Here is an 11,727-nt window from a genome sequence, read left to right as displayed (position 1 = left end):
GTATGGTTTTTTACTTGAATTATCCAATTGGATAAAGGAGCTTAAGATGGCAGGACACAGTAAATGGGCCAATATAAAACATCGTAAAGCCGCACAAGATGCTAAACGCGGTAAGTTATTTACCAAATTTATTCGAGAGCTTACTGTAGCAGCTCGCGAAGGCGGTTCAGATGTTGATGCTAACCCCAGATTACGCGCTGCAGTTGATAAAGCCTTATCCAATAATATGACCCGTGATACCGTTGAACGCGCCATAAAACGCGGTGCCGGTGAGATAGATGGTCAGCAACTAGAAACCATTATTTATGAAGGCTATGGTCCAGGTGGTACTGCGGTCATGGTTGAAACGATGACAGACAATCGTAATCGCACCGTTTCTGGGGTGCGTAATGCGTTTAATAAGTCGGGTGGTAACTTGGGTACCGATGGTTCAGTGGCCTATTTATTTACTAAATCTGGCATTATTTCCTACGACACCGATATTGATGAAGATAGCCTAATCGACAGTGCATTAGACGCAGGCGCCGAAGATGTTATCACTCATGATGATGGTTCAATCGATGTATTCACCACTCCAGAGACCTTTGGCAAAGTCAAAGATGCACTTGATAGTGCTAGTTTTGGTTCTGTTCATGCTGAAGTGACTATGGTTGCATCCTTAAAAGCTGAACTTGATGCAGATACCGCCGAAAAATTTTTACGTTTAATCGATACCTTAGAAGACCATGATGATGTACAAGAGGTATATCATAATGCTGAGATATCAGATGACGTTATGCAAGCGTTAGACAACGCATGAGGCATCAATGGCCATTATTTTAGGAGTCGATCCCGGCTCCCGCATTACAGGCTACGGTGTGATCCAATGCCAAGGCCGTCAACAGATTTACCTTGGTAGCGGCTGTATTCGAACCTCTGCCGATGAATTACCACAACGATTACAACAAATTTACGCAGGCTTATGCGAAATAATTACTCAATATCAGCCGGATGAATTTGCTATTGAACGGGTATTTATGGCCAAAAATGCTGATTCAGCCCTAAAGCTTGGCCAAGCCAGAGGCGCGGCAATTGTTGCTGCTACGTGTGCTGGACTGCCCGTGGCGGAATATAGCGCAACCCAAATAAAAAGTGCTGTAGTGGGGACTGGCCGAGCTCAAAAAACGCAAGTTCAACATATGATTAAGCAACTACTCAAACTACCTGCTTCACCACAAGCTGACGCGGCTGATGCATTAGGAGTAGCAATATGCCATTTTCATACTTATCAAAGCCTTATCGCTATGGGTGGTAAAGCTAGCAGCAGAACATATGGAAGATACAAATGATAGGTCGTTTAAGCGGTATTTTAGTTGAAAAACAAGCGCCTGAAGTGGTGCTTGATGTCAATGGCGTTGGTTACGAATTACAAGTGCCGATGACCAGCTTTTATGAATTACCAGGGTTAAATCAAGCTGCGATGTTATTTACTCATTTTGTGGTGCGTGAAGATGCGCAGTTACTTTATGGTTTTATCACAAAACAAGAGCGTGCATTATTCCGATTATTGATTAAAACCAATGGCGTTGGCCCTAAACTGGCATTAACGATTTTGTCGGGTATGACTGCATCTGAGTTCGTGTCATGTGTTGAACGAGATGACATTGCCACCTTAGTTAAACTGCCAGGTGTCGGTAAGAAAACCGCAGAGCGTTTAGTGATTGAAATGCGTGACAAGCTTAAAAGTTTACTTGAAGCTTCTGCAGGCTCGGAGCGCGAGTTTATGCTGCAAAGTAATTATACTCCAGCTGCCCCAGTTGATAGTGCAGAAGAAGATGCCATTTCAGCTTTATTGTCGTTAGGTTATAAGCCTGCTCAGGCCAGTAAGTCGGTTTCTGCGGCTTTTAAAGAAGGCATGAGCTCAGAAACGCTAATTAAAGCTGCATTAAAATCAATGCTATAAATATGATATGCATAAACAGGGTACGTAAAAATGATTGAAGCTGATCGCCTAATCCAACCGCAGGTACAAGGTCAAGATGAACTGATTGATCGTGCTATGCGCCCTAAAATGTTGGATGAGTATACCGGTCAAGATGATACTCGAGCGCAGCTTAAGGTTTTTATTCAAGCAGCGATAAATCGCCAGGAAGCCCTCGATCACATGCTGATTTTCGGTCCTCCAGGATTAGGTAAAACAACGTTAGCGATGATTGTGGCTAATGAAATGGGCGTGAACATCAAATCCACTTCTGGCCCTGTGCTTGAAAAAGCCGGTGATTTAGCGGCATTGTTAACCAATCTTGAAGAAGGTGATGTGCTGTTTATCGATGAAATTCATCGTTTAAGCCCTGTAGTGGAAGAGATCCTTTATCCGGCGATGGAAGATTACCAACTGGATATTATGATTGGTGACGGCCCTGCAGCACGTTCAATTAAGTTAGATTTACCGCCATTCACGCTTATAGGGGCGACCACTCGTGCTGGAGCACTAACATCACCACTGCGGGCGCGTTTTGGTATTCCACTGCGTTTAGAGTTTTACAATGTCAAAGATCTTACCACTATCGTAACACGCTCAGCGAATGTGATGGAGCTTGAGATTGATCAGCAAGGTGCGATTGAAATAGCCAAACGTTCACGAGGCACCCCGCGAATTGCTAATCGTTTATTACGCCGCGTTCGCGACTATGCGGAAGTCAAACATGATGGTAAAGTCACCCAAAAAGTTGCCGAATATGCGCTTGATTTACTTGATGTTGATGAGCAAGGTTTCGATTATTTAGACCGTAAACTCCTGCTGGCAATTATTGATAAATTTATGGGTGGTCCAGTAGGATTAGATAACCTTGCCGCCGCGATAGGTGAAGATAGAGAAACGATTGAAGATGTATTGGAGCCTTTTTTAATTCAACAAGGCTTTATTCAGCGCACACCTAGAGGACGTATCGCTTCTCAAAGAGCCTACGATCATTTTAGTTTGGTTAGACCTGAAAAAGCGTAATCTGTTTATTAGCTATTTTAGTCCCACACTAATGACTTGTAGATATATAGCCTAGCGCAGTAAAATTTTGTACGAAATCTCTGTCATCAAAATGATAAAACCAGCTTTCGCTGGTTTTATCATATCTAACGAATCTAAAGTGTACTTTCAAGCGCACCTATTTTTGCTACTTAGGCAATATTAACCAAGTGCTTCAGTTGCTGATTTTTTTTGAATTAATTCGATTTTGTATCCGTCTGGATCTTCGACAAACGCAATTTCAGTTTTGCCGCCAGCAACAGGGCCAGGTGCTCGAGTGATTTTACCGCCAGCAGCAGCAATTGCTTCGCAGCGCGCATAAATATCGTCTTCGCCTATGGCCAAATGTCCAAAACCATTGCCTAAATCGTATGTATCGGTACCCCAGTTATAGGTTAATTCGATAACGGCTTGGCCTGTGGTTTCTTCACCAAAACCAACAAAGGCTAGGGTGTATTTATATTCTGAGTTTTCAGATTGACGCAGTAGTTTCATTCCCATCACTTGGGTATAAAATTGAATGCTGCGATCTAGGTTGCCTACACGGATCATCGTATGAAGTAATTGCGACATGATATGCTCTCTTATAAAAATTTATCTAAGTTTAACAAGTTCAGATGACAATGAAAATATTAGCGGTTGATACCAACAAAATTTTGCTTTAGCTCACATTTGTGAGGATATTTTTTGGGTTAAACGCTAAAAAGCGTTATTGTTGCCATATACACATTTGGAGGCAAGACAATGAATACAGAATTGAAAATGGCATTAGGCACTACAGTTATTATTGCGATTTGTTTTAGTGCATTTTTTGTGTCGTTGTTTTAAGCGTCAGCAAAAAATAGATAGTCCCATTTGAGCCATCACTAAAGATGTATTGCATATTAATTGATGAGTTAATATACAATACATTAATATAAAACCCCTAAAGTGCCTTCGGTGCTTTGGGGGTTAATTTTCTGGGTATATCTTGTCTTTAAAATCACAAGTCTTCAATTATACAGCAGTCGCATCGTGGTTTTCTCGATAAGCACCGTTCGCTGGTCTTGGCGTATTCGACTGTTTCAGATCCAAAAGTGACATTTCATCGGTTGTGATCTCGCCAATTTCTGTATGCCTAATTCAGTTTGAACTGGAATATAACGAAGAGAATGGTGTTAACCAAACTTGTTTTCATGATGTTTTAAGGTTAATTCTACCCGTTCCAATGCTGTCATGATCATCGCCGCAATTGATGGAGATTGGTTTTTAATAAATAATGTTGACGAATGAGCCGCACACAACACTTCAGCACCGCTCCATTGCTTCGCTATATCCGTGGCCCAAAGCCGAAAATCATCAGCAGCTCCTTTGCGTCGTTCCAATGTTTTCGACAGTGTCATATGAAAAGACAATTCTGGACTTTTTAAAAAACGAAGTAGACCGGGTAATTGAAGGTACATTAATGTGTCGTCAACGTGAATGGTTTTTGATTCTTTGTGGTAAGCAAGCACCGATGAAAAATGTAGGCGCTCGTTTTTGGAAATAAAATCGACCCCGCGGGGCACTGAAAATTCAAAATCGTTTGAAAACAAAGCGGCAAACTCGTTTGAATTAGTTAACTCTGTTTGCCATGTTAGGTTGGGCAATTTATCGATATGGCGCTGTGTGCCATAGAGTTTTGCGTTTGGATAATCCCCATGTATTTTTTCAATATGCACGGTGTGGAATGGATGCAAATTAATAATCGCTTCAATGTTGACTCCATTGTTGGTCAGCGAATCGATTTGCTGTTTAACGTCGTCTTGCATCTCATAAGCGTCAAGCAATACAAACTTGCCATTACCGCGCTTTACTAAAGAAGCATGTGTGCCAATATTTAATAAACCGAAAACGTTAAACTCACCACGAATATTCCAAAACTTATCTGAAATTTTTAATATTTTGTCAGTCATAGTTGATACTCATCGTTTGTTTCACCTCAAGATAATTCGCCAAGTATGATAAAGAGAGTGAAGTAAATTTTTATTTACTTCACTCTGACGGCTTATGCCCTAGATGCTAGGCTCTTATCTCGTATCTAAAATTCCGACACAGAGACCGTAGAGCAAATGGATTTACTGAGAAATGACAACATAAGCACTTAGGCAACGGATCCTTCCGCTGTACCATTTGTTCTCTGGTCCGACAATCCGTTCGAGCCCGCATTCTAAAAATGGCTCTCCAGTGTTGGCTTACAATTTAAGTGGTTAAACAGTAGACCCTAAGTTGCTGTTATGCTGAACGTTTACCATGCCAGTTTGCTTATTGCTCCTGTCAATAGAGCGGCTGTCTGGTTAGAGCGGCTGCCTAGTGGGGCGGATGATAATCTCGTTGACATCAACATCTGTCGGCTGCTCAATGGCATAAGCAATTGCTCGCGCAATCGCATCAGGGTCAATGGCCATCTCGTACATTTCATCAACACCCTTGGCAGTATCGGGGTCGCTGATTTTACTGGTCAGCTCGGTCGCCACGGCCCCAGGCGAAATATTGGTGGAGCGGATTTCCCCATTGCCTTCCTGACGCATGCCTTCTGATATCGCCTTCACGGCAAACTTGGTAGCGGAATAAACGGCGGACGCGGGAAAGACCTTATGTCCGGCTATCGACGAGAGATTAATAATGTGGCCGACATGCTGCTCGCGCATGGTCGGCAGCACCGCGGCAATGCCGTAGAGCACGCCTTTGATATTGACGTCAATCATCTTCTCCCACTCGTCGACCTTGAGTTCATCGAGGGGCGATAGCGGCATCAGACCAGCGTTGTTGACCAGCACGTCGATGCGGCCGTAAGCTTCCTTCGCGGCCTTGGCCAGCGACTCGACCTGAGCGCGGTCAGTGACGTCGGTAACCTGATAAATAGCTTCACCACCCTGATCCTTAATCGTGTCACGCAGCTCCACAAGGCGTTCCTCGCGGCGGGCAGCAAGCACCAGTTTGGCGCCACCCTTTGCCAAGCGTAGTGCTGTGGCTCTACCCAGACCACTGCTGGCACCGGTAATGATAACGACTTTGCTATTGATCTCTGACATGGATTTTCTCCTGTTGAAATGAATGATTGAATTTTACAAGTTAACGGTCCAAGCCTGGTGTTACGCCAGTGACGCGACGGTCAGGCTGATTGCATATTCAGCACCATACCGTCGTAACGGCCTGTAGTAGCGGCCTCCACCAGTACATGGGCCACATCCGCTCGAGATGCTTTGGCCGATTTGTCGACGTCCTCACCTAGGATCACATCCGTGCCGCGGCTCTTGTTGGTCAATGCCACAGGGCGCAGGATCGAGTAGGTTACTCCGGAAGCCTTGAGGTATTCGTCTGCTTCGTGTTTGGCATTCAGGTAAGGGGCCATGTCGCCGGTGGGATTGGATTGATCTGCGCCGATCGAGCTGAGCATCACGAAACGCTTCACGCCAGATTCCTTCGCCAGATCAATCAGTCGCTTAGCGCCGTCCCGATCCACTTTTTTGGTCATTTCAGGGCCCGTGCTTCCTCCCGAGCCAGCGGCAAAGATCACCGCGTCCATGCAGTCGCACAGGCCGGTTTCCAGGTCGGTCAGGTCACCATGGCGCAGGTCTACGCCTTGGGGCAGTGAACTGGTATCCGAACTTTCGCGAACCAGCGCTATCGGCTTATGGCCCTGTTCTATCAGGTACTGGGCCAGAAGCTGGCCCGTTTTGCCGGTGGCACCGGCGACAAGAATGTTCATGCTCATAGAGAAATCCTTAATGTTGGATGAAATGGGCGAAATTGTGGGTGTAAAGCGAGGTCAGGGTAGAAAAATCGACTTTACGTTGACGAATTCCTTCATACCAAAGCCACCGTGTTCACGTCCGTACCCAGAATTCTTGACCCCGCCAAATGGCATATTCGGATCAGCAGCCCCAAACGAATTAATACGGATCATGCCTGTGTCGAAGTCATCGCGCGCCAGTTTGAGGGCACGCTCCTCGTCCTTTGAAAAGATCCCACCGCCGAGTCCATAGCGGCTGTCATTAGCCAGCCGCATGGCGTCCTCATCATCACTGGTGCGGATAATCGACGCGACAGGTCCGAAGATTTCATCGTCGTAGGCCGGCATTCCTGGCGTGAGGTCTGCTAGCACAGTGGCTGGATAATAGGCACCCGTGCGGTTTGGTACTTCACCACCGCAGAGGATTTTTGCACCCTTGGCGACGCTGGCATCCACCTGCTCCTTGACGGTGTCAAACTGCTCCTGGCTGGAAAGCGGGCCAAGCTGGGTATTCTTATCGGTGGGGTCACCCATGTTGATCTTTTGCATTTGGGCGACGAAAGCCTCGACAAAGTCGTCATAGACCTTATCGGTCACGATGAACCGCTTGGCAGAAACGCAGGTCTCTCCGTTGTTGTAAAGTCGACCCATTACCGAAAATTTTACGGCGGTTTCGATATCGGCATCCTCAAGCACCAGGTAAGCGTCATTCGAGCCAAGTTCGAGTACCGTCTTCTTTAATTCTTTGGCGGCCACAGCACCGATGTGTCGCCCAGCGCCATCGCTGCCGGTCATTGTGACACCACGGACCTTAGGGTGGGCTATCAGCTTGTCGCTGGTGTCGTGGTCAATCACCAAAACCTGGAACAGGTCCTCGGGCAAGCCGGCCTCAATGCACAATTCACGCAAACGTAGACCGGATCCGGTGCAGATGCTAGCGTGCTTCAGAATACAGCCATTACCAGCCATCAGATTGGATGCCAGTACACGAACCGGCTGGTAAAGGGGAAAGTTCCAAGGCTGAATTGAATAGATAACGCCGATGGGCTGATAACTGATGACGCCGCGTTTACCGTTGAGTGCTTGCTCACGATCTTCATCGGCCAGCACGTCGGGTCCATTTTCAGCGGTGTAATTAAAGATAGCTGCACAGAGTTCGACCTCAACGTGTCCATCCTTAAGGAGTTTGCCGGTTTCGTTGGTCATCAAAGCGGCCAATTCATCGGCATTGTCGAGCAACTTTTGAGCGATCATCTTGAGGTAGGGGGCCCGTTCCTGATGGGTCAGTTCGCGCCATTGCAGAAATGCCCCATGGCAGGACTCAAGCCGATCCGTCGCCTGCTTTTCGGTCATGATGTCGTAGGTATGGATTTCTTTTTCGGTCGCGGGATTAATGGTGGTGATTGTCGACATGGTTGCTCCTTCCTAGTCTGATAGGCTAACGCCGTTGACGCTAGCTAAGGTGGATTATCAGTCAATTGGCGGGATCTGTCTGTTCGCTTGCCAACACTACCACGTTGCAAACATCGCCGAGCTCCTGCTGGAAGTGGATAAATGGCCCAAAGAAAAAGTATAAAAAGAATAAACCACATGCTTGATCTATTCATCATGGTCTGATGTTGTTGGGTTGAGGGTCATTGAACCCACTGTTGGAACAATTCAATGGATGAGGAAGTTAGGGATTGTTAGTGCTAGGTATCAATTTTATTCGATAAATCGACAAAAAAGTGCTAGGTAGGCATGTCGACTTCCCCCCCTTTTTGTAAGAATGCTTGTAAGAATACGGGACCAGTGAACAAATTTGATGGTGCTAATCCCCTAGGCGATATCTTGTTGTTAGGGGGCTCGGATTGACGACAGTAAATTGTCTGGCGCTGAAATGGGCGGTGGTATTGACCCACTTGCTGTAATGGCAGCAAAATAGTTTATCTTTGAACGCTTGATATGTTATTCCTGTATGGCAGGACATGATTAAGTGAACCACTGGACTCACGAAAGTATTTAGTCAATTATTATGCTATATGTCGGATCAGTAATGCTATATGTCGGATCAGTAATGCTACATGTCAGATCAGTGATGCTGTATGTGAGATCAGTGATGCCATCTGTGCGCATTCGATGAGTCAGAATAAGCGTATTCAAGCGGTGGTTATGCGCTTATATATATCAGAGAAAATTTGAACGTCGGCTAGCTAAGTGTTACCGACCTACAAGCTGCCTGGAACAATACGCGTACTAGTAGCAGAATGCCGATGGTTGGCTCTTTTTTCCAGAATTCCATGTCCGATCAGCCAACCTTCAAAAATGTTTTGATAGTCTAATTAAGTTAGACCAATGCGACAAAGCTGACGTTTAGTTCATGAAAGTTTCTCTGATCCCAGAGGTTACTTTTCATTTTCAGACGATGATGGCTTCTGTGAGTCTGCTGATTCTTCTTCTGACTTTTCTTCTGACTTTTTTTCCGGCAACATGGTATTGAGCTTCTCACCGCCTTTGGCGCCAAAATCCAATGTTCTGATAGGAAATGGAATTAAGATATCCGCTTTTTCTAGCGCTTTTTTAATTTCTACAACCGCCGTATGTCGAGCTTTCATAAAGCCAGTGTCACCTGGGTAATCGATCCAGAACCAGACTACTAAGTTTATACAGCTGTCTGCAAATCCCTCAGCAAACACGGCAGTTTGTTCTTTTTTGATAACAAAATCACAAGCGTTTATCGCTTCTTCAATAACTCCAGCTGCCTTCTCTGGGTCGTCTGCGTAAGAAATACCAACGGGTACTACGATGCGCCTGACCCCTGTAACCGTATAATTTGTGAGTACGTTTCGAAACAAGATTTTATTTGGAATAACTTCTATTTGGCCAAAAAACGTTTCGACTAATGTGTTACGCAAATTAATGGTTTTTACGGTGCCAAACACATCTCCTGCCTCAACCACATCGCCAATTTGAAATGGCTTACGAATACCCATCGCAATACCAGCAATAAGATTCTCTGCCATGTCTTGAAAAGCAAAACCAAGTGCTAGGCCAATAATACCTGCGCCAGCTAAGAGTGACGTTACAGTACCGGTTAATCCTAAAAACTCTAGGGCGATAAATAGCCCTGTCAACAGCACCAGCATCTTGATAATTGATGAAAGTAGATCGGCAATTTGTTCAGACTCTAAGGTTTTATGAAGCACTTTTCGAACGACTCTACCAACATATTTAGCCAGTAAGCCAAAAAACATGGCTAATAGAAAGGCGACTATAAAATTCGGCAAGTGTTTAATGCCAGCTTCTAGCCAGCCTTGTAATTTTTCGTCAATTAGCTGCCAGAATTTGTCTAATACAGAGAGGTCCATTAATATTATTCCCACTATTATTTATCATCGTTCTTCAATGCAGATTCAGCCCGTGTATTGAGCTTCTCTAGTGTCGAGGATAGGTAAAATAAAACGTCATTTTTCATAAAATGAAAATCCATGTAGCCTCATATTCTCCATACTAACATCTCTTTACTATCCTTGAGGGAGTGAAAGTCAGCGCACTGTTGTCTACTACTTAAAAAAGCTCAGCACATGCTGCGGACAACAGAGCTTTCTACACCGTCATCACCCGATGTTATTCGCTCAACGTTAAAGATGTCACAAGTTGACTTTACGCGGTGACTGGGGTAACGGTGGGAGCGTTGATCTTCCTCTATTGCCTCGGGATAATTTGGGACGATTTTTTAGCTAAAAATATGTGTATCAATGGCAATAGTGGGCTAGCCAAATATCGGAGTATCGCTGTTGATAAAACCAATTCTATCATTGCGAAAGAGTCGGTGAGTGCCATAAGCACAAATAGTTAAGTTAAGTTAAACCTAGCATTTTTGGTTCTTTTTCTTTATGCCTTTGCTTCTTGAGGCAGTCCAGTTTCGCGCAATGCTTTTGTATCTTTTAATGGATATGCACCAAAAAACGGCGGTATTCCCAACTGAATTGAGAGGGGCTCTCGTAGCCAACTTTGAATGTCGTTGTCACATCTAAGTTGTCGGTTAACATTAAACGACGAGCTTCGTTCAAACGTAAAATTTTCGAAATTGCAGAGGCGTCACTGAACGAAAATGACTGTAAGATAAGTATAGATACATGCCGATTTGGTGTTGGACTCTTACGCTCAGGGCGGCGAATTGTCAGTGAAATGGTGAACAATACACCATACCAATAGGTTTGGAACTTTTCCCTCTTTATCCCGCAACAGGACAAAAGAGAGAACAGACATGACACATATCGACGTCAACAAGGTGATAGACTATTCAGTTTTATCTTTAAATTCGCATAAATCTTCAATTATACAGCTGCCGCATCGTGGTTTTCGTGCTAAACAAGTATAACGTCCGTGTAGAATAAACCAATGATGTACATCCACTTTAAACTCGCTCGGCACCACTTTAAGCATATTCAGTTCAACTTGGTCGACATTTTTGCCAGGAGCAAACTTCGTTCGATTTGCTAGCCGAAAAATATGCGTATCAACGGCAATAGTGGGCCAGCCAAAGGCGGTATTGAGTACTACATTGGCCGTTTTTCGTCCCACTCCAGGTAAAGCTTCTAATGCTTCTCGATTCTCGGGTACTTCGCCACCATGTAAATCAACCAGCATTTTACAGGCGTTAATCACATTAACGGCTTTGTTATTGTATAAGCCAATTGTTTTGATGTATTGCTTAAGCCCATCAACGCCTAAGTCATAGATTGCTTGAGGCGTATTGGCAACAGGAAACAACTTATCAGTTGCCTTGTTGACACTGACATCGGTTGCTTGTGCTGATAGCGTGACAGCAACTAATAGCTCAAATGGACTAGAAAAGTTCAGTTCAGTTTCAGGCTTAGGATTATTGTCTCTTAATCTGTTGAGTATTTGTTGTCGCTTATCTTTATTCATAATAATCGGTCATTTTATCGTTAAGTTAACGGTCTCAGTAGTTTAACTGCAAAGTCTT

The 11,727-nt window shown here is 44.6% G+C and carries 11 protein-coding genes; 4 read left to right on the top strand and 7 right to left on the bottom strand.

The window, feature by feature from the left end:
* Positions 1-46 precede the first annotated feature (46 nt).
* The 4 genes from H5125_RS05925 to ruvB are packed head-to-tail and all read left to right on the top strand — an operon-like array spanning position 47 to position 2,983.
* Complete coding sequence (locus H5125_RS05925) at positions 47-799, top strand: YebC/PmpR family DNA-binding transcriptional regulator (protein ID WP_101087025.1); 753 nt, start codon at positions 47-49, stop codon at positions 797-799.
* Positions 800-806: 7 nt separating this feature from the next.
* Entirely contained in the window at positions 807-1,328 is a 522-nt protein-coding gene (gene ruvC, locus H5125_RS05920) for a crossover junction endodeoxyribonuclease RuvC (RefSeq protein WP_101087026.1), read from the top strand.
* Positions 1,325-1,942 (top strand): Holliday junction branch migration protein RuvA, encoded by a 618-nt coding sequence (gene ruvA, locus H5125_RS05915; protein WP_101087027.1) that lies wholly within the window; start codon positions 1,325-1,327, stop codon positions 1,940-1,942. The genes ruvC and ruvA overlap by 4 nt, the downstream gene beginning before the upstream one ends.
* Positions 1,943-1,972: 30 nt before the next feature.
* Positions 1,973-2,983, top strand: coding sequence for a Holliday junction branch migration DNA helicase RuvB (ruvB, locus tag H5125_RS05910; protein WP_182743753.1), 1,011 nt, complete (start codon positions 1,973-1,975; stop codon positions 2,981-2,983).
* Positions 2,984-3,163: 180 nt separating this feature from the next.
* On the opposite strand, the gene gloA is transcribed toward ruvB, so the two are convergent.
* The 7 genes from gloA to nth all read right to left on the bottom strand — a co-directional run bounded on the left by gloA (position 3,164) and on the right by nth (position 11,669).
* The gene (gene gloA / locus H5125_RS05905) at positions 3,164-3,574 is read right to left on the bottom strand and encodes a lactoylglutathione lyase (RefSeq protein ID WP_162023257.1); all 411 of its coding nucleotides are present in this window, start codon (positions 3,572-3,574) and stop codon (positions 3,164-3,166) included.
* A 584-nt stretch (positions 3,575-4,158) separates the two neighbouring features.
* Positions 4,159-4,935 carry a hypothetical protein gene (locus H5125_RS05900; RefSeq protein ID WP_101087029.1) on the bottom strand — a complete coding sequence of 259 codons (777 nt, stop codon included), beginning with the start codon at positions 4,933-4,935 and terminating at the stop codon, positions 4,159-4,161.
* A 381-nt stretch (positions 4,936-5,316) separates the two neighbouring features.
* A complete protein-coding gene (locus tag H5125_RS05895; protein WP_101087030.1) occupies positions 5,317-6,054 on the bottom strand; it encodes an SDR family oxidoreductase in 738 nt (245 codons plus the stop codon).
* A gap of 80 nt (positions 6,055-6,134) precedes the next feature.
* Entirely contained in the window at positions 6,135-6,737 is a 603-nt protein-coding gene (locus H5125_RS05890) for an SDR family oxidoreductase (RefSeq protein WP_208062799.1), read from the bottom strand.
* A 54-nt stretch (positions 6,738-6,791) separates the two neighbouring features.
* Complete coding sequence (locus tag H5125_RS05885) at positions 6,792-8,168, bottom strand: NAD-dependent succinate-semialdehyde dehydrogenase (protein ID WP_182743752.1); 1,377 nt, start codon at positions 8,166-8,168, stop codon at positions 6,792-6,794.
* Positions 8,169-9,139: 971 nt separating this feature from the next.
* The gene (locus H5125_RS05880) at positions 9,140-10,102 is read right to left on the bottom strand and encodes a mechanosensitive ion channel family protein (protein ID WP_101087032.1); all 963 of its coding nucleotides are present in this window, start codon (positions 10,100-10,102) and stop codon (positions 9,140-9,142) included.
* Positions 10,103-11,036: 934 nt separating this feature from the next.
* Positions 11,037-11,669, bottom strand: coding sequence for an endonuclease III (nth, locus tag H5125_RS05875; RefSeq protein ID WP_101087033.1), 633 nt, complete (start codon positions 11,667-11,669; stop codon positions 11,037-11,039).
* Positions 11,670-11,727 lie beyond the last annotated feature (58 nt).

The organism is Shewanella sp. SR44-4 (genome assembly GCF_014163715.1).
Taxonomy (GTDB): domain Bacteria; phylum Pseudomonadota; class Gammaproteobacteria; order Enterobacterales; family Shewanellaceae; genus Shewanella.
This window is presented reverse-complemented; position numbering and strand designations above follow the sequence as displayed.